This is a genomic window from Pseudomonas sp. REST10, assembly GCF_029542605.1.
In the GTDB taxonomy this organism is placed as follows: Bacteria; Pseudomonadota; Gammaproteobacteria; order Pseudomonadales; family Pseudomonadaceae; genus Aquipseudomonas; species Aquipseudomonas khazarica.
On record NZ_CP035677.1, the window covers coordinates 2,943,436 to 2,967,575 of the forward strand.

General features: G+C 67.4%; 16 protein-coding genes. 4 read left to right on the forward strand and 12 right to left on the reverse strand.

Features of this window, described 5'->3' with window-relative positions:
* Positions 1-7: 7 nt before the first annotated feature.
* The 7 genes from EWH21_RS13925 to pap all read right to left on the reverse strand — a co-directional run bounded on the left by EWH21_RS13925 (position 8) and on the right by pap (position 8,986).
* Complete coding sequence (locus EWH21_RS13925) at positions 8-2,053, reverse strand: pyridoxamine 5'-phosphate oxidase family protein (protein ID WP_277698596.1); 2,046 nt, start codon at positions 2,051-2,053, stop codon at positions 8-10.
* Positions 2,054-2,103: 50 nt separating this feature from the next.
* Entirely contained in the window at positions 2,104-2,730 is a 627-nt protein-coding gene (locus EWH21_RS13930) for a glutathione S-transferase (protein WP_277698598.1), read from the reverse strand.
* A 144-nt stretch (positions 2,731-2,874) separates the two neighbouring features.
* Positions 2,875-3,765, reverse strand: a complete 891-nt coding sequence (locus EWH21_RS13935) for a LysR family transcriptional regulator (protein ID WP_277698599.1) — start codon at positions 3,763-3,765, stop codon at positions 2,875-2,877.
* Positions 3,762-4,685 (reverse strand): LysR family transcriptional regulator, encoded by a 924-nt coding sequence (locus tag EWH21_RS13940; RefSeq protein WP_277698600.1) that lies wholly within the window; start codon positions 4,683-4,685, stop codon positions 3,762-3,764. The genes EWH21_RS13935 and EWH21_RS13940 overlap by 4 nt, the downstream gene beginning before the upstream one ends.
* A gap of 63 nt (positions 4,686-4,748) precedes the next feature.
* On the reverse strand, positions 4,749-5,369 hold the full coding sequence (locus tag EWH21_RS13945; RefSeq protein ID WP_037047994.1) for a LysE family translocator: 621 nt from the start codon (positions 5,367-5,369) through the stop codon (positions 4,749-4,751).
* 138 nt (positions 5,370-5,507) lie between these two features.
* Positions 5,508-6,695 (reverse strand): thiolase family protein, encoded by a 1,188-nt coding sequence (locus tag EWH21_RS13950; RefSeq protein WP_277698601.1) that lies wholly within the window; start codon positions 6,693-6,695, stop codon positions 5,508-5,510.
* A gap of 803 nt (positions 6,696-7,498) precedes the next feature.
* The gene (gene pap, locus EWH21_RS13955) at positions 7,499-8,986 is read right to left on the reverse strand and encodes a polyphosphate:AMP phosphotransferase (RefSeq protein ID WP_277698602.1); all 1,488 of its coding nucleotides are present in this window, start codon (positions 8,984-8,986) and stop codon (positions 7,499-7,501) included.
* Between the two features lie 145 nt (positions 8,987-9,131).
* Here pap and mnmC point away from each other — a divergent pair, with 145 nt between their 5' ends.
* Positions 9,132-11,093 (forward strand): bifunctional tRNA (5-methylaminomethyl-2-thiouridine)(34)-methyltransferase MnmD/FAD-dependent 5-carboxymethylaminomethyl-2-thiouridine(34) oxidoreductase MnmC, encoded by a 1,962-nt coding sequence (gene mnmC, locus EWH21_RS13960; protein WP_277698603.1) that lies wholly within the window; start codon positions 9,132-9,134, stop codon positions 11,091-11,093.
* Here the strand turns inward: mnmC and EWH21_RS13965 are convergent.
* Positions 11,090-11,983 (reverse strand): EamA family transporter, encoded by an 894-nt coding sequence (locus EWH21_RS13965; protein ID WP_037048004.1) that lies wholly within the window; start codon positions 11,981-11,983, stop codon positions 11,090-11,092. The two genes, mnmC and EWH21_RS13965, sit on opposite strands and share 4 nt — an antisense overlap.
* A 149-nt stretch (positions 11,984-12,132) precedes the next feature.
* Here EWH21_RS13965 and EWH21_RS13970 point away from each other — a divergent pair, with 149 nt between their 5' ends.
* From EWH21_RS13970 to EWH21_RS13980, 3 genes are all read left to right on the forward strand, one after another.
* On the forward strand, positions 12,133-14,019 hold the full coding sequence (locus tag EWH21_RS13970) for a DEAD/DEAH box helicase (RefSeq protein WP_277698604.1): 1,887 nt from the start codon (positions 12,133-12,135) through the stop codon (positions 14,017-14,019).
* 52 nt (positions 14,020-14,071) lie between these two features.
* A complete protein-coding gene (locus EWH21_RS13975) occupies positions 14,072-14,971 on the forward strand; it encodes a LysR family transcriptional regulator (RefSeq protein ID WP_277698605.1) in 900 nt (299 codons plus the stop codon).
* Between the two features lie 107 nt (positions 14,972-15,078).
* Positions 15,079-16,266, forward strand: a complete 1,188-nt coding sequence (locus EWH21_RS13980; RefSeq protein ID WP_037048011.1) for an MFS transporter — start codon at positions 15,079-15,081, stop codon at positions 16,264-16,266.
* Between the two features lie 237 nt (positions 16,267-16,503).
* On the opposite strand, the gene EWH21_RS13985 is transcribed toward EWH21_RS13980, so the two are convergent.
* The 4 genes from EWH21_RS13985 to bglX form a co-directional block, all read right to left on the reverse strand.
* Complete coding sequence (locus tag EWH21_RS13985; protein WP_277698606.1) at positions 16,504-17,034, reverse strand: cytochrome b/b6 domain-containing protein; 531 nt, start codon at positions 17,032-17,034, stop codon at positions 16,504-16,506.
* Between the two features lie 254 nt (positions 17,035-17,288).
* Complete coding sequence (gene mdoH / locus EWH21_RS13990) at positions 17,289-19,835, reverse strand: glucans biosynthesis glucosyltransferase MdoH (protein WP_277698607.1); 2,547 nt, start codon at positions 19,833-19,835, stop codon at positions 17,289-17,291.
* Positions 19,828-21,363, reverse strand: a complete 1,536-nt coding sequence (locus EWH21_RS13995) for a glucan biosynthesis protein G (protein WP_277700619.1) — start codon at positions 21,361-21,363, stop codon at positions 19,828-19,830. Before EWH21_RS13995 ends, mdoH begins: the two co-directional genes overlap by 8 nt.
* Positions 21,364-21,623: 260 nt before the next feature.
* Entirely contained in the window at positions 21,624-23,930 is a 2,307-nt protein-coding gene (bglX, locus tag EWH21_RS14000; RefSeq protein WP_277698608.1) for a beta-glucosidase BglX, read from the reverse strand.
* Between the last annotated feature and the right edge of the window lie 210 nt (positions 23,931-24,140).

The window sequence follows — 24,140 nt, forward strand, 5'->3', positions numbered from 1 at the left end:
GCCTCGCTCAGAGGTCCAGCACCAGGCTCTGGCGCTCTTCGCTGGCAGCCGGCACCGCGCAGCAGATCAACACACTATCGCCCTCCGGCAACTGTGCCGGCGGATTCGGGTAGTGCACCGCACCGCTGACCAGCCGCGCCTTGCAGGTACCGCAGGAACCGCCACGGCAACTGAACTCAGGCGTCAGCCCGCGGCTCTCCGCCAGCTCCAGCAGGCTGCCGCTGCCCGGTGTCCAGCGGGCCTCCTTGGCCGAGGCGGTGAAGTACACCGGCACCGGCTCGCTCGCCGCAGGCGGCTGGGCCGCTTCACTGGCCCCTCCGGCCTGGCGGCGTGTCAGCGTCGAGGGGCCGAACGCCTCGGCATGGATGCGCTCATCGGCCACATTGAGGTCGCGCAAGCCGTCGTAGATCGTCTGAGTGAACGCCGCCGGCCCGCACAGGTAGAAGTCGTAGTCATCGAACGACAGCGCGTGCTTGATCTGCTGCAGATCGATCCGCCCCTGTTGTTCGTAGTCACGTCCCTGCTCGGCACCGGCCTCTGGCGCGCTCAATGCGCGGTGAACGTGCAACAGCCCCTTAGCACGTTGCTGCAGTTCACGCAGTTCGGCCTGGAACGGCAGGTCGCGCAGGCAACGTGCGCCCTGGAAGAAATGGATGCGCTTGCCCTGCCCCAGCGCCACCTGTTCGCGCAGCATCGACAGCAGTGGCGTGATGCCGACACCGGCGCCGATCAGCACCACGGGACGGGGGCTGTCGCTATCGAGGGTGAAGCTGCCCAGCGGTGGCCGTACCTCGAGCAGGTCGCCGACCCGGACCTGCTCGTGCAGGTGCCTGGAAACCTGGCCCTGCGCCTTGACGCTGATACGCAGGTGAGCATCCGATGGCGCGCTGGACAGGCTGTAGGTGCGCAGCAGCTGCTGCCCATCGGCGCGGGTGATCCGGATCGGCAGATGCTGGCCTGCGGCGAAGCGTGGCGCATCGCCCAGTTCAGGCTTCAGCACCAGTGAGCGGATATCGGCGCTCTCCTGCTGCACGCTGCTTACGCGCCAGCGCTGCCAGGCGTTGCGCTGCTCGCGCTCGCGCAGCCGTGCGTCGGCCTGTGCCCAGGTGCCGGTCATCAGGCTGGTCGGTGCGTAGGCTTCGAACGCCCAGCGCAGCGACGCCGCCGCAGGACGCAGGACCACCTGCTCGACATCGAAGGTCCACAGCCGCTCGGCACCCTCGAACAGCCTGATCAGCGGGCTGTCGAGAATGATCTCGGCACGCCCGGCCAACTGCAGCACGTCACCGCTGCTGAAGTCGACGAACAGCAGGCCGGCCCGCGGGTTGACGCTGAGGTTGCCCAGGGTGTTGAAGTGCAGGTTGCCGGCGTAGTCCGGGATGGTCAGGCGATTGCCCTGCACGCGCACGAAACCGGCGCGCCCGCCACGGTGCGAAACGTCCACCGAGCGCCGGCCATCGTCGTGCTCGACGTAGCTGGCCACGAAGAAGGTATCGGCGCTGGCGATCATCGCGGCGCTGCGCGCATCCAGCTCGTGCGCATCCCAGCGCTCGCTGGCCCGCCCCTCGGGCACCCGCTGATAGTGGCGCAGCTGGATGTACTGCGGGCAGTTGCCGAAGGAATGCTCCACGCCGATCTCCAGGCGCTGCGCCGAGGCCCGCTGGATATGCCCGTTGATACGGTTGCGCCGCCGCGTGTGCAGCTCGATGCCGAGCAGGCCGATGGCCTCGCCGGCAGCGAGGCCGGCGGTGGCCGGGTCGAGTGGATCGAGCGCCATGGCGTCGAGATCGAACGACAGGCTGCGTGGATCGGGCGAGGTGACAAAGCCCTCCTCGCCCTCGATCAGGGTCGCCCAGGGCTGGCCCGAGCCATCGACGGCGGCGGCGATCATGAAGGGCAACTGGTGATAGAACTCGCGATGCTGATCCGGCATGTAGTCGCGAATCACCTTCTGCCCGAGCACTTCCATGCGCTCGGCGACGCCCACCTTCTCCTGCAATTGCCTTTCACCTGCATGCCAGGGCGAGTGCCGGTGACTGGGGAGCTGTTGCATGTTGCGCCCTCCTTCAGAGGTGCTGCCGGTGACCCGGCAGCGGGCGTGGATCAGGCCTGCAGACCGGCGGCGGTACGCGGCATGGGCACGAAACCCGGCAGCGCCTCGATGCGCGCCAGCCAGGCACGGATGTTCGGGTAGGGCTCCAGCGACACGTTGCCTTCCGGCGCGTGAGCGATGTAGGAGTAGTTGGCGACGTCGGCGATGCTCGGCTTGTCACCGGTGAGGAACGGGGTGTCGCTCAACTCGCCTTCCATGATCTTGAACAGGGCATGGGCGCGATTGATCACCTCTTCGCTGTTGAAGGCGTAACCGAACACCGTCACCAGGCGCGCGGCAGCCGGGCCGAAGGCCACCTGGCCGGCTGCCACCGACAACCAGCGCTGCACGCGGGCGGCGGCGACAGGCTCCCTGGGCAGCCAGTCGTCATTGCCATAACGCGTGGCCAGGTACAGGAGAATGGCGTTGGAATCGCTGATGATGGTGCCGCCGTCATCGATCACCGGCACCTGGCCGAAGGGGTTGAGCGCGAGGAATTCGGGCGTCTTGTGCTCGCCCTTGGCCAGATCGACGAAGATCAGCTCGGTCGGCAGTTGCAGCAGCGAGAGCATCAGCTCGGCGCGGTGGGCATGGCCGGAACGGGGAAAGTTGTACAGCTTGATAGCGGGACGGGACATGGCGATGACTCCTTGGGGTTGGCTAAGGTCACCGCGAGACGACTTGCCTTCGCGACGATGGGGCCATGTTCACCTCATCCATCGATGAAAAGAATCCCCATCCAAGGCAATCCACTATTTCACTTTCTGCAATCAAGCAGTCGCTCAGGCCCGGAATGCCGGGTGGGCACGCAGGCGCGGCACCACGAAATCGAGAAAACTGCGCACCCGCGCGGCAGCCCGGCGCCCTTCGCGGTAGTACAGCTGCACCGGCAGGGGCGCGGCGGCGAAGTCGTCCAGCACTGTCTGCAGCTGACCACTGCGCAACTCCTGATCGACCTCGTAGCTGAGGCAGCGCGTCAGGCCGAAGCCGGCAACGGCCGCCCGAATCGCGGCCTGCGCGGTATTGCAGACCAGGCGCGGCGCAAGCTTCGTCTGCTGGTTGGCGAAGCGCCAGTCGGCGACATGCCCCGTCGAGGATGTGGCGATGATGCGATGCGCGTGCAAGGCCTGCGGAGTGTCCGGCCGGCCCCGGCGCTGCAGGTAGTCCGGCGCCGCGCAGACCAGCGGCCGCACCTGGCCCAGCGGCACGGCGAAGCCGGACGAGCTGGGCAGGTGGCCGACCACCAGCGCCAGGTCGACGCCCTCTTCCACCAGCCGTGGCAGCTCTTCACGCGCCAGGGTGGTCAGGCTGACGTCGGGAAACGCGGCCAGATAACCCAGAGCGATGGGCGTCAGCACCTGATGGATCATCAGCAACGGCAGCGCCACCTGCAGGTGCCCGGCCGGGTTCGCGTGCAGCCCCGAGACGGAGCGCTCGGCCTCTGCCACGCGCTGGAGAATGCCCTCGCAGCGCTCGGCGAAGCCCTCACCGGCCGCGCTCGGGCTGACGCCACGCGGCCCACGCAGCAACAGCCTGCTGTCCAGGCGCCGTTCCAGCGCGGCGATGCTGCGCATCACGCTGGCCGGCGACAGCTGCAACTGCCGCGCGGCAGCGGCCAGGCTTCCCGCCTGGACGACGGCGAGAAACACCTGCATCTCGCGGTACGGGTTCATGCCGCCGGTGGCTGGCCGGCCGCCCGCAAGGCCGGGTCGGCACGGAAGCTCGCCGCGCAGTGGTCGACGAAGGCACGCACCTTGGCCGAGACCTGACGACCGCCCTGATGAATGATGTGCACCGGCAGCGCAGGCGGCTCGAAGGCCTCCAGCACCAGTTCGACCTCGCCACGTGCCACCGCCGCCGCGACCTGGTAGGACAGCACACGGGTGTAGCCCCAGCCCAGGCGCGCCGCACTGATCGCCGCCTGGTTGGAGTTGACGGTGAAACGCGGTGCAGGGGTGAAACCGAAGGCGCCGTCCGCAGCGCTGAACTGCCAGTGACTGAGCAGCCCGCTGCCACTGGGCATGACGATGGGCGCGCTGCGCAGCTCATCCGGATGGCGTGGCCGCCCGACACGATCGAGGAACGCCGGAGACGCGCACAGCACCTGGCGCACCTGCCCGACCTGCAGTGCCGGGTGATCGCCCTCGGGCAACGAGCCGATGCGCACGGCGATGTCGATGCCCTCCTCCATCATGTTCACCACGCGGTCGACCAGCAGCGCGTTGATCTCCACCTCCGGGTACAGATCAAGGTACTGGGCGATGCGTGGAATCAGGAACAGCTCGCCGAACATCACCGGTGCCGTCACCGTCAGCCGGCCACGCGGCCGCACGCTGCCACCGGCTGCCAGCTCTTCGGCCTCCTCCAGTTCGAGCAGGATGCGCCGGCAGTCCTCGACATACCGCTGGCCGGCCTCGGTCAGGCGCAGGCTGCGCGTGCTGCGGGCCAGCAACAGCGTGCCCAGGCGCGCCTCCAGTGCCGCGACGGCACGGGTCACGCTGGGTGGCGAGATGCCCAGCAGCTTGGCGCCACCGGCGAAGCTCTCGGCTTCGGTCACCGCCAGCAGCACCCTCATTTTCTGAAACCGATCCATCGTCACCGCCTGGTCGTCTGTTGTGCCGGCACAGAGTAAAGCATGCTGCCGCCGTGGCAGGACTCAGCGCCGGCTCAGGGCCAGACGTGCAGCGAACAGCACGAACACCAGGCCGGTGCCGCGATCCATCCACTTGATCACCTGCTCACGGCGCAGCCAGTGGCCGAGCGGCCGGGTCGCGCCGATCAGCAGCAGCGCCCAGACCAGGCTGAGCGCCACGTGGATGCCCACCAGGGCGAAGGTCCAGGCAATCAGCGGCTGCCCGTGCGGAATGAACTGCGGCAGGAAGGACACATAGAAGATGCCCACCTTGGGGTTGAGTACATTGCCCAGCAGACCGCGCAGGAACCAGTTGGCGCCAGGCGTGCCGGTGGCCTGCGCCGCTGCCAGCGAGGTGCGCGGGCGCACCAGCATGTTCAGCCCGAGCCAGGCCAGATAAGCCGCGCCGCAGTACTTGAGGAGGTTATAGGCAAACTCGGAGACGGCCAGCAGCGCACCCAGCCCGAAGGCCACCGCCGCGCCCCAGAGCAGGCAGCCGGCATTGATACCGAGGGCGGCGCGCAAGGCCTGCTGTCGCCCCTCGACGGCAGCCGTGCGCAGCACCAGCGCCGTGTCGATGCCCGGCGTGAGGGTCAGCAGGCTGGCTGCCAGGGTGAAGGCGATCAGGTTCTCGGCAAAGGGCATCGACGGCGACTCGCAGGCTGGGGCTGACGGAGGCCGATTATAGGCAGCGCAGGCAGGAAAAAATAAGCCGACGCGGCAGGCACGCCTTGCCCAGCGGTTCCGACGCCCGTGGCGAAACGGGCGCCGAACAGCGCCTCGTCAGCCGCGATACGCCTCGAACAGCCCGGTGGCACCCATGCCGCCGCCGACGCACATGGTGACGATGCCGTAGCGCAGCTCACGCCGCTGCAGTTCACGCACCAGGTGGCCGACCTGGCGCGAGCCGGTCATGCCGAAGGGATGGCCGATGGAGATGGAGCCGCCATTGACGTTGTACTGGTCGTTATCGATGCCCAGCGTGTCGCGGCAGTACAGGCACTGCGAAGCGAAGGCCTCGTTCAGTTCCCACAGGTCGATGTCGGCCACGCTCAGGCCCTTGGCCGCGAGCAGCTTGGGTACCGAATACACCGGGCCGATGCCCATCTCGTCCGGCTCGCAACCGGCAACGGTGAAGCCACGGAAGTACGCCTTGGGCGTGAGGCCCAGCTCCAGGGCCTTGTCCAGGCTCATCACCAGGGTCATGGAGGCGCCATCGGAGAGCTGCGAAGCGTTGCCGGCCGTCACGCTGCCGGCCGGATCGAACGCCGGTTGCAGCTTGGCCAGGGATTCCAGGGTGGTGTCCGGGCGGTTGCAGTCATCCGCCTCGACCACGCCGTCGACGATCCGCTTCTCGCCCGTGGCCTTGTCTTCGACCTGGTACTTCACCGCCATCGGCACGATCTCGTCGGCGTACAGGCCCGCAGCCTGGGCACGCGCGGTACGCTGCTGGCTCTGCAGGGCATAGGCGTCCTGCGCCTCGCGGGTCACGCCATAACGGCTGGCCACGATCTCGGCGGTCTTGCCCATGGGGTAGTAGATGCCGGGGTTGTCCTGCTGCAGCAGCGGATTGAACAGGTTGTCCATGTTCATGCTTTTCAGGGTCATGGTGATGGACTCGACGCCGCCGGCGACGATGATCTCGCTGCAGCCGGACGCCACCTGGTTGGCGGCGATGGCGATGGCCTGGAGGCCGGAGGAGCAGAAGCGGTTGAGCGTCATGCCCGCTACCGGATTGCCCAGGCGCGAGAGTGCCGCGACATTGCGACCGATGTTCATGCCCTGCGCCCCCTCGTTGGAGCCCGCCCCGACGATGCAGTCATCGACCAGTTTCGGGTCGATGCCGTTGCGCACCAGCAGGGCATCGACGCAATGGGCGGCCATGTCGTCCGGCCGGGTCATATTGAACTTGCCGCGGAAGGACTTGGCCAGGCCAGTCCGTACGCTGTCGACGATCACCACTTCACGCATGACGCACCTCGTTGTTATTGGATGGCGAATGCACCGAAGATAAATCCAGCTACTGCCGGGGCGCGACCATCATTGATCTGGCGTATACGGGTCGATGGGGCCAGGGGCGAGGCCCGCTCGACCGAAAGCATGGCCCGGGACTGGCCAGCCCGGATGGTGGTTGCGCTGTTCAAGAGCATCGCCAGGTTTCCTAGCTCGAGCGCTATTCGGGTCGATCAAAAGCATCGCCAGGCCCCGTCGCCCAGATGGTGCCCGTGACGATCAAAAGCATCGCGGCTGAAGCCGCTCCCACAGACACTCCGCCGTTCCTGCCGATGCGTACCTACAGACGCCCCACCATTCCGGCCCATGCGCACGATCCCGTAGGAGCGGCTTTAGCCGCGATAGAGCCTGAGCCTGCAGCAAAGGCCGCCCGATATACCCTCGCCAGTCCCCGTCGCCCAGATGGCGTCCGCGACGATCAAAAGCATCGCGGCTGAAGCCGCTCCCACAGACACTCCGCCGTTCCTGCCGATGCGTACCTACAGAAGCTCCACCGTCCCGGCCGATACACACCAACCCGTAGGAGCGGCTTTAGCCGCGATAGAGCCTGAGCCGGCAGCGAAGGCCGTCCAATGCCCTCACCAGGACGCGGCACAGCTGCCGTCCGTGACGATCAAGAGCATCGCGGCTGAAGCCGCTCCCACAGATGCGCAGCGCGCCTGCCGATGCGTACCTACAGACGCCCCACCACTCCGGCCCATGCGTAGCGCGCCTGCCGATGCGCACGGAAACCGTGGGAGGGGCTTTAGCCGCGACAGGCATCAGTCCCTGGCGAAAGCCGCCTCGATGGCCTCGTTGAGGGTGCGCAGGACCTTGACCCGGGCGAAGCGCTTGTCGTTGGCCTCGATCAGCGTCCAGGGGGCGATCTCGGTGCTGGTGCGGTCGACCATGTCGCCCACCGCATCGGCGTAGTCATCCCATTTGTCGCGGTTGCGCCAGTCTTCTTCGGTGATCTTGAAGCGCTTGAAGGGGATCTGCTCGCGCTCCTTGAAGCGCTGCAACTGCGTCTGCTGGTCGATGGCCAGCCAGAACTTCACCAGGATCACCCCGGCGCTGGTCAGCTCTTCCTCGAAGTCGTTGATCTCGCCGTAGGCGCGCAGCCAGTCGCCTTCGCTGCAGAAGCCCTCGACCCGTTCCACCAGCACGCGGCCGTACCAGCTGCGGTCGAAGATGGTGAAGTGTCCGCGCGCCGGGATGTGCCGCCAGAACCGCCACAGATAGGGTTGCGCTCGCTCCTCCTCGGTCGGTGCGGCCACCGGCACGATGCGGTACTGGCGTGGGTCCAGGGCGCCGGTGACCCGGCGAATCGCGCCCCCCTTGCCCGCCGCGTCATTGCCTTCGAACACCGCGAGCAGGGCGTGCTTGCGCATGCGCTTGTCGCGCATCAGGCCGGACAGACGCGCCTGCTCGGTGGCCAGCTGCTCCTTGTAGTCGTCCTTGCCGAGTGCCTGGGTCATGTCCAGGCTGGCCAGCAGGCCGCGATTGTCCAGGCTGGAGATCAGCGGCGCGGCATGCGGCTGCAGCTTCGCCCCCTGCGGGCTGGCCAACGCCGCCTGCAGGCCTTCGAGGAGGATGCGTCCGACGGTCAGGCTGCGGTAGTAGTGGTCGACGCCCTCGACCACGTACCAGGGCGCGTAGTCGCGGCTGGTACGACGCAGGATGCGCTCGCCGTAGCGCACGAACTTGTCGTAGGTCTTCGACTGCTGCCAGTCCAGCGGGCTGATGCGCCAGCTGTGCAGCGGATCGTCCTTGAGCGCTTCGAGGCGCGATTTCATCTGTTTCTTGGACAGGTGAAACCAGAACTTGAAGATCAGCGCACCCTCGTCGCAGAGCATGCGCTCCAGGCGCTCGGCGCCGTCGATGGCCTGGTCCAGCACGGCATCCTTGAAACGGCCGTGCACCCGCCCCTGCAGCATCTGGCTGTACCAGTTGCCGAAGAACACGCCCATGCGCCCCTTGGGCGGAAGCTGCCGCCAGTAGCGCCAGGCCGGTGGACGCGCCAGCTCCTCGTCGGTCTGCAGGTCGAAGGTGCTGACCTGGATCAGCCGTGGGTCCATCCACTCGTTGAGCAGCTTGACCGTCTCGCCCTTGCCGGCCCCTTCGACACCGTTGATCAGCACGATCACCGGAAAGCGCGCCTGCTGCTTCAGCTCGTACTGCGCTTCCAGCAACGCCTCGCGCAACGCCGGCTCTTCGGCCTCGAACGTGGCCTTGTCGATGGTGCGGCCGATTTCGGCGGATTCGAACATGCAGTGACCTCCCTGGAATGGTCATGACAGCCTAACGGATAGGCCGCGACTTTGCCTGACGCCGAAGTGTCGCGACTTGACCTGGGCCGGGAAAACACCCTGCACAACGGGTAGAATCGCCGCCTGCTCTGCCCGGAACCCCGTCATGCCCGATCTGCACAACGCCCAGCTCGACTGGGACGAACACGGCCAGCCACTGTCACGCAGCTATGGCGACGTGTACTTCTCCCGCGCCAATGGCCTGGAGGAAACCCGCCACGTGTTCCTCGCCCACAACCGTATCAGCGAGCGCTGCCAGGCCCTGCCGGCCGGCGGCAGCCTGGTGATCGGCGAGACCGGCTTCGGCACCGGGCTGAACTTTCTCTGCGCCTGGCAGGCCTTCGCCGAACACGCGCCGGCCGATGCCCGCCTGCATTTCGTCAGCGTCGAGAAATTCCCGCTGAGCGCCGCCGACCTGCAGCGTGCCCTGGCCCTGTGGCCGGAACTGGCGCCTTTCGCCACGCCGCTGCTGGCGCAGTATCGGGCGATTCATCCGGGTTTCCAGCGCCTGCTGCTCGACGGCGGCCGCGTGGTGCTGACGCTGATGATCGGCGACGTGCTCGACTGCCTGCCGCAGCTCGACGCACAGGTCGATGCCTGGTTCCTCGATGGCTTCGCCCCGGCGAAGAACCCGGAGATGTGGACGCCAGAGCTGTTCGCCGAACTGGCCCGGCTGTCCGCACCCGACGCCACCCTGGCCACCTTCACCAGTGCGGGTTTCGTCCGCCGCGGGCTGATCGAAGCCGGCTTCGCCATGGTTCGCGTCAAGGGTTTCGGCCACAAGCGCGAGATGCTCGCCGGGCCTTTCCAGCACACCCACCGCCAGGCCGTCGCGCCCTGGTTTGCCCGCCCCGAGCCGCCCAGCGCCGAACGCCATGCCGTGGTCATCGGCGCCGGCCTGGCCGGCTGTGCCACGGCGGCCAGCCTGGCCGCGCGCGGCTGGCGGGTGACCCTGCTGGAACGCCAGGACGACGTCGCCCGCGAGGCCTCGGGCAATCCGCAGGGCGTGCTCTACCTCAAGCTCTCGGCCCATGGCACATCGCTGTCGCGCCTGATCGTCGCCGGTTTCGGCTACACCCGGCGCCTGCTCGAACGCCTGCAGCGCGGCCACGACTGGGATGCCTGCGGCGTGCTGCAGCTGGCCTTCGACGCCAAGGAAGGCGAACGCCAAGGCAAACTGGCCGCGGCTTTCCCCGCCGACCTGCTGCAGCCGTTGAGCCAGGCCGAAGCCGAGCAGCGCGCCGCTGTCGCCCTGCCCGCCGGTGGTCTGTTCTACCCCGATGCCGGCTGGGTGCACCCGCCGGCGCTGTGCCGGCACCTGGTGCAGCACCCGCTGATCAGCCTGCAGACCTACCGCGAGGCGCTGGGCCTGCAGCGCCAGGCTGACCGCTGGCAGGTCAGCGGGGCCAGCGGCGTGCTGGCCGAGGCGCCCGTCGTGGTGCTGGCCTGCGCCGCCGAGATCGGCCGCCTGCTGCCTGCCGCGAACCTGCCGCTCAAGCGCATTCGCGGGCAGATCAGCCGCCTGCCAGCCAGCGAAGCCAGCCGCGCGCTGCGCACGGTGGTCTGTGCCGAAGGCTACGTCGCCCCGCCGCGAGAGGGGGAACACACCCTCGGCGCCAGCTTCGACTTTCACAGTGACGACCTCACGCCCAGCGTCGCCGAACACGCCGGCAACCTGGCGCTGCTGGAGGAAATCTCCACGGACCTCAGCCAGCGCCTGGGTGCGCCGGCGCTCGATCCGGCCACGCTGCAGGGCCGCGCCGCCTTCCGCTGCACCAGCCCGGACTACCTGCCGCTGGTCGGCCCACTGGCCGAGCAGTCGGCCTTCGCCGAGGCCTATGCCGTGCTGGCCAGGGACGCCCGCCAGGTGCCGGACGCACCCTGCCCCTGGCTGCCCGGCCTGTACATCAACAGCGGCCATGGCTCGCGCGGGCTGATCACGGCGCCGCTGTCAGGCGAGCTGATCGCCGCCTGGCTGAACGGCGAGCCCTTGCCGGTGCCGCGCGAAGTGGCCGAGGCCAGCCACCCCAATCGTTTCATGCTGCGCAAGCTGATTCGCGGCACCTAGGCGCGGGCCTGCGCCAGCACCGGCCGGGGTTTGCGAAACACCAGCACGTTGCCCAGCATCACCAGGCCCAGGCCGAGCAGCGCCGGGGCCGTCCACTGGTAGCCTTCGGCGAACACCGAGATGTTCAGCGCCACCACCGGAAACAGCACGGTGCAGTAGGCCGCGCGCTCCGGCCCCATACGCCCGACCAGGGTCAGGTAGGCGGTGAAACCGATCACCGATCCGGGAATCGCCAGGTACAGCAGCGAACCGACGTAGCGCAGGCTCCAGTCGAACGCGAACGGCGTGCCGCTGACCAGACAGATCAGCACCAGCATCAAGGCGCCGTAGAGCATGCCCCAGGCGTTGGTGGTCAGCGGCTTGAGACCGGCCTTCTGCTGCAGGCTGGAAAGCATGTTGCCGGCCGAGAAGAACAGTGTGCCGCACAGCGCCAGGCCGATGCCCAGCAGGCTTTCCCGGGTCGCCTGATGGCCGGCCAGTTCGGGCCAGAACAGCAGCCCCAGCCCGCCCAGGCCAAGGGCGCCACCCAGCAACACGTTGCTGGCGATGCGCTGCTTGAAGAACAGCCGCGCATTGATCGCGTTCCACAGGGTCGCGGTGGAGAAGATCACCGCGATCAGGCCACTGGGAATCCACTGACTGGCGGTGTAGAAGCACAGGAAGTTGAGGCAGAACAGGCACAGCCCCTGCACCACGCAGATCCCCTGGGCGCGGCGATCCAGCGGCTGCAGGCGCCCGCTGAGCCAGAGCATGACGAACAGCACCAGCGAGGCCAGGGCGAAGCGGTAGGCGATGGAGGCGGCAAGCGCCACCTCGCCGACCTGGAGTTTGATGGCGATCCAGGTGGTGCCCCAGATCAGTACGGTAAGCAGGTAGAGCGACAGGTTCATCGAGTTTCTCCCAAGACTGCGTACAGTCTGGAAGCAGCGCTGGTCTCGTGCTTGCACAAAGTTGCGCATTTATCGCTGCGCCATCACTGCCTGCCATCGCGCCCAAGGCTTTATCATGCGGCTTTTGCCAGACAAGTCGTTCTCACTGCATGCTCTCTGCCGTCGCACGCTACAAACAGTTGCTGTCCAGCGCCCTCGCCCGCTACTTCCCCCGCACCACCGCCTACCTGCGCGCCGAGCGTGAGGCCGTACAACCGCGCAAGCCGGCACGCAAGCAGGCGCGCAAGAAGGCCAGCGGAGGCAAGAAGAGCAGCAGCGGCAAGGCGGCCAGGAGCAAGCCTGGCCCGGCCGGCATCTACCCCGCCACCCGCCTGAAGATCGAAGAGGCGCAGGTGCAGGCCATGCGCGAGCGGGTGGCCCAGGCCGTCGGCGCCGGGCTGATCGGCGCACCGTCGGACGAACAGTGGGCGATGATTCTGTGCCGCGCCCCGCTGACGCGCATCTTCGCCGGCGCCGGCTCGGGCAAGTCGAGCACCCTGGTGCTGCGCGTGGTGTTCATGCTCTGCCACCTGCAGATCGACCCGCAGCGGCTGACGGTGATCTCCTTCACCAACGCCTCGTGCAGCGAACTGCGCGAGCGCCTGCAGCGCCTGCTCGACTTCTGGCAGTACGGGCAGGATGCCCGCCAGTGCGTGCGTACCTTTCATGCAGCCATGGCGGCGCTGGCCAAGGAGCAGTTAGGCAGCCCCCGCTGGTTCGAGCAGCTCGACGAACCCGCCGCGGAGCCGGACAACCCGCTGACTGGCGCGCGCTTGCGCCCGGCCCAGCAGCACCTGCTCAAGCAGGCCTACCAGAGCGCCTATGCCGAGGACGCGCGCTTTCGCCTCCTCAGTCATCGCCTGCTCAAGCTACCCGCGCCGCAGGAGACGCAGGGCAGAACCGCCAAGGCGCCACTGGACGCCTGCAAGCTGCCCGGCGAATTCGCCGCCCTGCCCCTGTTCGAACTGCTGTACGGGCAGATCGACTTCGCCGCCAGCCTGGGTATCCGCCTCGACCACCTGGACGTGAAGACACTGCAATGCGCGGCGCGCGAACGGGACTTCATCGAGGCCATGCAGCGCTTCCAGGAGCATTTCGCCGCCCTGTTGCACAGCCAGGGGCTGATCAGCTTCAACGGCGCCTTCGCGCAACTCAGCGAGCGCCTGCAACGTGCCGATGCCGGCAAGCCGGGGCCGGCCCTGCTCGCCCTGGGCCACCTACTGATCGACGAGTTCCAGGACATTTCGCCGCAGATCGTGCTGTGGCTGCAGGCCGTGCACCGCCGCCTGCACAGCGCCGGCGAGCGCATCAGCCTGATGGCCATCGGTGATGACTGGCAGTCGATCTACGGCTGGCGCGGCAGCTCGCCGGAGCTGTTCATCGACTTCGACCGGCACTTCCCCAGCCGTGGCCGTGGCAAGAGCACCACCCTGCTGATGGGCACCAACTACCGCAGCATCGAGCCGGTGCTGCGCGACGGCGAGAAAGTGCTCGCCGAGGTCCGCAGCAAGCAGGCCAAGACCTGCGTCGCGGCCAAGGCCATGCAGCTGGGCGACCACGGTGTGAAGCTGATCCAGCGCTTCGACCTGGGCAACGGCCTGCCGCGCCTGCTCGAGGAAATCCGCGCGCAGTGCGCGCATGTCGCCAGCCGCCCCGGCGCCGACCGCACCGCCGTGCTGCTGCTCAGCCGCCGCAACGAGCCGCTGCAGCAAGTCCGGGCGCAGCTCGACAAGGCCTTGCCGGTGAGAGCGCTGACCATCCACCGCGCCAAGGGCCTGCAGGCCGAGGTGGCGATCATCCTCGACGACTGCCTGCCCGTGGAGAAACACCCGCTGCGCAATGCCCTCTACGCCCAGTGCGGCTTCTTCACCGGCAGTTACGACCAGGCCATGCAGGACGAGGCCCGGCGCCTGGCGTACGTGGCCATCACCCGTGGCGTCAGCCGGGTGCTGTGGTACACGCGCAAGGCACAGGGCGCCACACAATGCCTGGCTTAGTGCCTGGCAATCGCGCAAGCTGCGCAGCGGACATTCTCAACCGGGGCACTCGATGGACAAGCTGCTGGCGCTGCGCACCTTCGTCACCACCGTTCGCTGCGGCGGTTTTTCCGCTGCTGCACGGCAGCTGGGGCTGGCCACCTCGTCGGTGACCCGCGCGGTCAACGCGCTGGAGCAGGAGCTGGGCTGTGTGCTGCTCAACCGCAACACACGCCAGGTCAGCGTCAGTGAAGCCGGGCGGGATTACTTCGAACGCGCCCTGGCCATACTCGACGCCCTCGACGAAGCCGACGCCGCGGTGGCCGACAAGGCTGACGAGGTACGCGGTCGCCTGGCAGTGAGCGTGCCGGTGGAATTCGCCCGCCGCCTGATCGCGCCGCACCTGGGCGAACTGTTCGAGCGCCACCCGCAACTGGAGCTGACCCTGCGCGTCACCGACGAGGTGGTCGATCTGCTCAGCGAACGCATCGACCTGGCCCTGCGCCTGGGATCATCCATCGTCAGCGATGACGTGATCAGCCAGCAGGTTGGCCGCTTCCGCCGCTGGCTGGTGGCGAGCCCGGAGTACCTGGCGCGCACCCCGCCGATCGCGCATCCGAGCGCGCTGCAGGCACATACCTGCCTGCAATACGACTACGGCAGCCCGGCGCACTACTGGCGCTTCGAGCAGGACGGCGCGACCTTGCAGGTGCCGGTCACGGGGCGCCTGCGCAGCAACAACGCCGATATCCTGCGCCAGGCGGCCCTGACGGGCCAGGGCGTGGCGCTGCTGTCGGACTGGCTGGTGCGCGACGACGTGGCCGAGGGGCAACTGCAGCGCCTGCTACCGGACTACGAAGTGGCACCCGGGCCTCACGAAGGCACCATCCACCTGCTGTACCTGCCGAACCATCGGGGCTCCAGGCGGATCGCCGCCTTCAGCGCATTCCTGCAAGGCCTGCTGCAGGGCTGAGCGGCGTTGCACGCCACGCAACGCACTGTTGCTCGAACGGTGGATTCTCCGTAGCCAGCCGGCCCCCTACTCTTGCGCCTGCCGCCCATTGCCACCGAGAACAGCGCATGACCAGCCAGACCTCCTCGCTCACACGCGAGTCCCCATCCCTGCCGCAGACACTGGTGCTGTTGTTCGCCCTGTGCTGCGGCGCCATCGTCGCCAACCTCTACTACGCACAACCGATCATCGAGCTGATCGCCCCGGATGTCGGCCTCGACGCCGAGCGGGCCAGCCTGATCGTCTCGCTGACGCAGATCGGCTATGCCCTCGGCCTGCTGTTCCTGGTGCCGCTGGCCGACCTGCTGGAAAGCCGCCGGCTGATGCTGATCACCACCGCCGCCGCCCTGCTCTGCCTGCTGGCGGCCGCGTTCGCCACCCAGCCCGGCCTGTTCCTCGGCCTGGCGCTGCTGATCGGCCTGAGCTCGGTGTCGGTGCAGATGCTGATCCCGCTGGCGGCCAACCTGGCGCCGGAGGCCAGCCGTGGCCGCGTGGTCGGCAACATCATGAGCGGCCTGCTGCTGGGCATCCTGCTGGCCAGGCCGTTGGCCAGCCTGGTGGCCGGCGAGTTCGGCTGGCGCGCGGTGTACCTGATGGCCGCCAGCCTGATGCTGCTGATCAGCCTGGTGATCGCCACCACCATTCCGCGCCATGCGCCCGCTCACCGCGCCAGCTACGGCCAGTTGCTGGCCTCGCTCGTGCAGCTCTTGCGCCGCTACCCGATCCTGCGTCGCCGGGCGCTGTACCAGGGCCTGATGTTCGCCAGCTTCAGCCTGTTCTGGACGGCGGCACCGCTGGAGCTGGCCCGTCACCTGGGGCTGAGCCAGCAGGACATCGCCCTGTTCGCCCTGGCCGGCGCCATCGGCGCGGTGGCAGCGCCCATCGCCGGGCACCTGGCCGATGCCGGGCATACCTACCGCGCCAGCCTGGTCGCACTGCTGCTGGCGCCGCTGGCCTTCGTCCCCGATCTGCTGAGCGACGGCCTGGGCTGGGTCGGCCTGGTGGCGACCGCCATCGTCCTCGACTTCGCCGTGCAGATGAGCATGGTGCTCGGCCAGCGCAGCATCTACGCCCTCGAGCCGCAGAGCCGTGCCCGCCTCAACGCCCTGTACATGACCAGTATCTTCATCGGCGGGGCCATCGGCTCGGCGCTGGCCAGCCCGATCTACGAGCAGTTCGGCTGGCAGGGTGCGGCGCTGCTGGGTGCAGGGTTGCCGCTGCTCGGGCTGCTGCTGTTCGTCAGCCGCGAGCCCTGAACGCCAGAGGCCGCCCGCGCCGGCGAGCGGCCTGGCTTTTGCGCAGACAACAAAAAACCCGCCGAAGCGGGTTTCTTCCCAACCATCCGACATCCTGTCGGTAGCCATCGTGGCCTGGTCATCATCCGTGATCCTCAGCGATCCGTCGCTGCAGGGGATGTGTGTAGATTAAGGATCTGACCGAAGCGACAACAGCAGCGGTTACCGCTTCGGCGTGTAAGACATTCGCCATAGCGCTCAGGACGAACGCCCCAGCATGCGCCCGAGCACATCCACATCGCCCTGGCGACGGTGGACGAATGCCATGACCACATGACCAACGATCAGCACCAGCAACAGCAGGCCGAGGTTGCCGTGCAACAGGCTGGCCGGAGCGATCATCCACTCGATCTTGCCACCCTCGAAGCCGGACATGATGGTCATGCCGAATGCCTCGAAGGCCCGCCCGGAACCGTACTGGCGCATCAGCGCCAACAACGGAATCACCAGCATCAGCGCATAGAGGACCCAATGACCCAGGCTGGCCGCTCGGCTCAACGCGGCAGGACGACGCCCCCGGTTGTACAGTGCCCAGGCCAGGCGGATGACCACCAGCACCATCAGCAGCAGGCCGACGGACTTGTGCGTACCGCCGGTCAGCGCCTCCAGAGCACTGTCTTCCGGCGCCAGCACAGTGAGAAATTGCCACAGCAGCAGCGCCGCCATGGCCCAGTGCAAAACACGAGACACAACGCCGTAACGCTGCGCAGAATCATTGAGGCTCGACATATTCAGGTTCCTATCAGGTCAGGTGAATGGCGTCGCCACGCACGGCTCCTCCTGTGCACGCAGCGAAACAGCCCGGCAATTGCGATGGAGGAGCAGCAACATGCCATCTTGTTTTCACCAGATAGGTGGCCAAGGCTCTGTCTCAGGGCCCATGTCATCGCAGGACGCCATGGTGCACCGAGGCCGGTGGCAATGGGAAAACCTGGCTGTAAGCAAGTGTGTCGCAGGCGAACCTGCGACACAGGGTCGATTGCTCAGGCGTCGCGCAAGCGGTCGCGGGCCTCACGCCAGCTGTGCTGCTGCGGCTCCTGCCAGATTCGCGCGTGCAGGCGCGCCATGCCGTCGGGGTCGTTGAGCAGGCGCCAGCGCGTGGCCTCGACATGCCCTTGCGGGCCGGCCTCGAGGATTTCCTCGATCCGTTCGTCACGCAAGGCCTCGGCGGCAGGCACCACCTTGGCATGGCGCGCACGCGCCATGGCGCAGACCAGGGCGTTGTAGAGCGGGTCGACCACTGCCCGCAGGAAGCCCTGACGCAACGCACGCGCGCTGTTCAGGCGCTCGTACTCGGCGGTGTTGCTCAGCTCGCGCGGCACCTCGTGCTCCTCCGGGATGAGGAACAGCTTGCTGCGCCGCGTAGCCAGACCGGGCGCGGTGCGACTGGTCAGCACCGACACCAGCGGCGAGAGGATCAGCGACACCACGATCGGCGCCAGCCACCAGAGGAAGTCCGGGTTGAGCCAGCCGACCAGCCCTGTCCAGGCGATCCCCAGCAGCACCTGCGAGCCATGACGGCGAAAGGCCTCGCTCCAGGGCGTGGAATCGTCCACGCGCTGCGGCGAGTTCCACTGCACTGACCAGCCGAGGAAGGCTGCGGTGACGAACAGGCTGTGGAACAGCATCCGCACCGGTGCCAGCAGCACCGAACAGCCAGCCTCCAGCAGCATCGACAGCAGCACGCGCAGGCGCCCGCCGTAGGCTTCGGCGCCCTGGATCCAGATCAGCAGCACGCTGAGCAGCTTGGGCAGGAACAACAGCGTCATGGTCGCCGAGAACAGCGCCACCGCCTCCTCCGGCTGCCAGCGCGGCCACAGCGGATACAGCTGGTTGGGCTGCAGGAAGTACTCCGGCACCATCAGCGTGTGGATCGCCAGCAGGCAGGTGGACAACGCCAGGAACAGCAGCCACAGCGGTGCCGACAGATAGGACATGACCCCAGTGAGAAACACCACGCGATGCACCGCGTGCATCCCGCGTACCAGAAACAGCCGGAAGTTCATCAGGTTGCCGTGGCACCAGCGCCGGTCGCGCTTGAGCTCGTCGAGCAGGTTCGGCGGCAACTCCTCGTAGCTGCCTGGCAGGTCGTAGGCGATCCACACGCCCCAGCCGGCACGGCGCATCAGCGCCGCCTCGACGAAGTCGTGGGAGAGGATCGCCCCGGCGAATGCACCGGTGCCCGGCAAGGGCGCCAGGGCGCAGTGCTCGATGAAGGGTTTGACGCGGATGATCGCGTTGTGGCCCCAGTAGTGCGACTCACCCAGCTGCCAGAAGTTGAGCCCGGCGGTGAACAACGGCCCGTACACGCTGGTGGCGAACTGTTGCAGACGCGCGTAGAGGGTGTCCATGCCGGACGCCTTGGGCGCGGTCTGGATGATCCCGGCGCCTGGGTTGGCCTCCATCAGGCGGACCAGGCTGGTCAGGCAGTCGCCGCTCATCACGCTGTCGGCGTCGAGCACCACCATGTAGCGGTAGTTGCTGCCCCAGCGTCGGCAGAAGTCGTCGATATTGCCGCTCTTGCGCTTCACCCGGCGCCGCCGGCGGCGATAGAAGATGCGCCCGAAGCCTTCCACTTCGCGGCACAGCTCCATCCAGGCCTGCTGTTCGGCGACGCAGATGTCCGGGTCGTTGCTGTCGCTGAGCACGAAGAAATCGAAATGCTCCAGCTGCCCGGTGGCCTTCAGCGACTCGAAGGTCGCACGCAGGCCGGCGAACACCCGCGGCACGTGCTCGTTGGCGATCGGCATGACCAGCGCGGTGCGCGCCTTCGGCGAGATTGGCTCGTTGCCGCAGGCAGTGGCCGAGATGCTGTAGCGATCACGCCCGCGCAGCAGCTGGAAGAAGCCCATCAGGGCCGTCCAGAAGCCCATCGAGACCCAGCAGAACAGCAGTGCGAACAGCGCCAGGATGCTGGTCTGCACCACGTACGGCAGGATCTGTCGCGCCGACTCGCGCAGCGGCTGCTCGAAGACCAGGCCCAGGTCGACCAGCGACCAGCCCTGGTACGGCAGCACCGATTTCATGTACCAGGTGGCGACCACCGTCTGCGCCACCATCAGCAGCAACAGGGCAGCACGGCGCATCGACGCGACCTGCCGCCAGCGCGCCTCGGCGAAATCCTCGGTCTCGCGGGTACGCGGGCGTGGCGTCGGCTTCTCGCCCTTCAGGCGTCGCCAGCCACGGTCGAGGATATTGGTCTGCCAGGGCTCCGGCACGATGCGCGTGCGCTTGATCGGCGGGGTCGACTCGATGGTCGGCCGACCCTGGTGATCCTCGACGAGGCGGCAACCGCGTTCGAGTGCGTCCGGCCAGCCCATCTCCAGGCGTGCCGGGACCGACTCGAGCAGCTCGCGCGTTTCCTCCTGGGGCTCGCTGCTGGCCGCCTCCGGCATCTGCAGCGCATGGTGCAGGGTGGCTAGGTCACCGCCCTCCTCCAGGCGGTGAGCCAGGTCCTCCTGCCGCTGCGGGTCGAGCGGCAGTTCCTCCAGGTAGTCCTGGATCAGCGTATCGTCGAGGGAGTTATTCATGGGCAGGCAGCTGGTAGCTCCAGGTTTCCGACAGGGGTTTGCCGTCCTGCACCAGGGCAGCACGCATTTCCACCGGTTGTGCCGGGTCCTTGACCAGGATGCGCAGGGTCAGGCGCCAGCCTTTGCTCACCGGGTTGTACCGCAGGTTCTTCTCCACGATCTCGGCATTGCCGTCGACACTCACCTGCGGCTCGATGGCCGCGTCCGCCGCGAGTTCGGCCAGCACCGGGCCGGCGAAGTCCACCACCAGGGCGGTGCTGCCATCGGGCTGACGAATCAGGTTGGCCTGCTTCACGTCACCCTCGGACAGGCGGGTCTGGGTGACCATGGCCAGCTGCGGGTCATGCAGCTTGGCGTCGTCCCGGCTGAAGTGCAGGCGGTAGTGGACGTCCAGCGCCTCGCCCACGGCGGGCTGGTTGTCGGGGCGCCAGAGGGCGACGATGTTGTCGTTGGTCTCGTCCGGCGTGGGAATCTCCACCAGCTCGACATGGCCGGTGCCCCAGTCACCGACGGTTTCCACCCAGCCACTCGGGCGCAGCTCGTAGCGGTCGTCGAGGTCCTGGTACTGGCCGAAATCGCGGTTGCGCTGCATCAGGCCGAAACCACGCGGGTTGTCGATGCGGTAGCTGCTGACGTTGAGGCGCTGCGGGTTGTTCAGCGGGCGCCAGAGCCACTCGTCATTGCCGGCGTGGATGGCCAGACCGTCGGAATCATGCAGTTCGGGGCGATAGTTGTGACGGGGCGAAGGCTGATTGGCGCCGAACAGGTACATGCTGGTCAGCGGCGCGATGCCGAGCTTCTCCACCGGCTCGCGCAGGTAGACCTTGGCCTGCACGTCGAGCACGCTGTCGCGGCCCGGGTCGATCTCCATGCGGTAGGCGCCGGTGGCACGCGGCGAGTCGAGCAGCGCATAGAACAGCAAGGTGCCGCGATCGGACTGCGGCTTCTCGATCCAGAACTCGGTGAACCGCGGGAACTCCTCGCCCGACGGCAGCGCGGTGTCGATGGCCAACCCGCGTGCGGACAGGCCGAACACCTGGCCCTTGCCGACGATGCGGAAGTAGCTGGCGCCCAGCACGCTCATCACTTCATCCTGACGGCCCGCCTCGTTCAGCTCGTGGATCACCTTGAAACCGGCGAAACCGAGATCCTTGAGGTCCTCCGCTTTCAGGTCGAGGTCGCCGAAGTCGAACATCGCCGGGTCGTACTTGATTTCGCGCGTGCCCTCGGCGGTCACTTCGTTGATCTTCACCGGCAGGTCGAAATGCATGCCCTGGTGGAAGAAGTACAGCTGGAACGGCGTCTTGCCGTCGCGCCAGTAGGCCTTGTCTTCACGGAAGCGCACCTTCTGATAGCCGGCGAACGGCAGGTCGCGCAGGGATGCCGGCAGATTGCTCTGCGGCGCGCTGTACTTCTCGGCCGCCAGGGCCTTGGCCTTGACCGCCACATCGTCCAGCTCGAATGCCCAGCTCTGGGCTGCGAACAACAGAGGGAGCACACAGAGGGCCAGCTTGCCGGCCTTGCCCATACGGGCTCCAGAACAACGACTCATCGACACACAGCCTCCAGGGCAACACGTACTGACAGGCAGCGGCCAGCCCGGGGGCGACCGCTACGGAGAGTTGAAAACAGGCGAATGGGACAGCGACAGCGCGAGCGCGATGCGGACGACCGACCGGACGGTGGTGCCTGCGCATGCGCGGATTCTTTCTGCGCATTATTACCAGATCGTGAAGTCCGGCACAGGTGGTCGCGCGAGTATATTTTCTGCCTCCTAGGGCCACCCCCTCACTGGCGTGGCAACAGTTCGAAACGCGCCTCCTGCACGCTTTGCGAATCCAGCCCCAGCTGGACACGGAAGGCACCCGGCTCGCTGACATGACGCAGGCTGGCATCGAAGAAACGCAGCATGCTTTCGTCGATCTCGAAACTCAGCTCGCGAGTCTCGCCTGCCTCAAGCTTGACCCTGCGAAAATCCTTGAGTTCCTTCACCGGGCGGATCACCGAGGCGGCCTCGTCATGCAGATACAGCTGCACGACGGTCGCGCCGGCACGCGGTCCGGCGTTCTTCAGGGTCACGCTGACGCGAATCCGCTCATCCGGCGTCATGCGCGGTGCCGAGAGTTTCGGCGCCGAGAGCTGGAAGTCGCTGTAGCTCAGGCCGTAGCCGAATGGATAGAGCGGGCCATTGGGCTCCTCAAAGTACTGCGAGGTGTAGTTGCCAGGCGTGCCGGGGGTATACGGACGGCCCAGGCGCAGATGGTTGTAATAGCTCGGGATCTGCCCGACCGAACGCGGGAAGGTGATCGGCAGCTTGCCCGCCGGGTTGTGCTCGCCGAACAGCACATCTGCGATGGCATGGCCGCCCTCGATGCCGCTGTACCAGGTTTCCAGCATGGCGTCGGCATTGTCCTTCTCCCAGGTCAGTGCCAGGGGACGGCCGTTCATCAGCACCAGCACCAGCGGCTTGCCGGTGGCCTTGAGGGCGCGCAGCAAGGCCTGCTGGCTGTCGGGCAGGTCCAGGCGAGTGCGGCTCGACGACTCGTGGGACATGCCACGCGCCTCGCCGACCGCGGCGACGATCACGTCCGCCTGGCGGGCGACCCTGACCGCCTCCTCCAGCATCGCCTGCGGCGTGCGCTTGTCCTGCACGATCTCCGGGCGATCCCAGTTGAGCTGGTTGAGGTAGTCGATCACATGGGCATCGTCGGTGACGTTGGCGCCCTGGGCGAACAGCAGCTTGCCCCTGCCCTGCAGCGCCGCCTGCATGCCCTTGCGCAGGGTCACCGCCTGCTCGGCGACGCCCACCGCCGACCAACTGCCGAGCATGTCCACCGGCGAGTCGGCCAGCGGGCCGATCAGGGCCACGGTCTGCGTCTTCTTCAGCGGCAGGGTGTCGCCATGGTTTTCCAGCAGCACCAGAGCATCGCGCGCCATGGCCCGCGCATCGGCACGGTGCAGGCGGCTCTCGGCATTGACGTCGGCCGGGTCATCCTCGGCGCGACCGATACGGCGGAACGGGTCGTGGAACAGGCCAAGGTCGTACTTGGTGGCCAGGACATGGCTGACCGCCTCGTCCAGCACGCGCTGCGGCACCGCGCCGCTGCGCACCAGGCCCGGCAATTCCTGGTCGTAGAGGGTGTCGGCCATGCTCATGCCCACGCCGGCGCTGATCGCCAGACGCGCCGCCTCGCGGCCATCGCTGGCCACGCCATGGCGCAGCAGCTCGGTGATCGCCCCGTGGTCGCTCAACGCCACGCCCTTGAACCCCCAGTCGCGGCGCAGCAGGTCGCGCAGCAACCAGCTGTTGGCCGAAGCGGGAACACCGTTGATGGCGTTGAGCGCGACCATCACCCCGCCGGCACCGGCATCGATGGCCGCCCGGTACGGCGGCAGGTAATCCTGGTACATACGCATCGGGCTCATGTCGACCACGTTGTAGTCGCGCCCGCCCTCCACCGCGCCATACAGGGCGAAGTGCTTGACGCTGGCCATGATGCGCTGCGGATCGCTGGGGTCGCTGCCCTGATAGCCACGCACCATGGCAGCGGCAATGCGCGAGACCAGGTAGGGGTCCTCGCCGAAGCCCTCCGAGGTACGCCCCCAGCGGGGATCACGGGAGATATCGACGGTCGGTGCGAAGGTCATGTCGAGGCCGTCGGCACTGGCCTCGAACGCCGCGACCCGGGCACTGTTCTCGATGGCCGGGATGTCCCAGCTCGACGCCAGGCCCAGGCCGATGGGAAAGGTGGTGCGGTGGCCGTGGATGATGTCGTAGGCGAAGAACACCGGAATGCCCAGGCGGCTGCGCAGCGCCGCCTCCTGCATGGGCCGGTTCTCCGGGCGCACCACCGAGTTGAAGGTGGCGCCGATGCGCCCGGCCGCCATCTCCTCGCGGATGCGCTCGCGCGGCATGTCGCCACCGATGCTGATCAGGCGCAGCTGACCGACCTTCTCTTCCAGGGTCATGCGGCTGACCAGATCGGCGATGAAGGCGGGTTTGTCATCGATGGAGGGGGCGGCAGCCAGCAGGCCGGGGGTGATCAACAGGGAAGCGAGGGCGAACGAGCGCAGGTCAGTCATCGAGAAGGGCATCCGGGATGCGAATCATTGTTCGAGTGCTCGCCACGATACTCCGACTCGCCCTGCGCCGCCGCAGCCGCGCGCAAAAAACCTCAGCCCGTACTTCACGCGAGCAGCCAGGCAGTCGCAATCCGGGATGCACCGCCGCCACTTGCACGAACTTGCGCATTTTTCTCGCGGCGACTGGCGTTATCGGATGGCCGGTGTAGCATGGCGGCATCC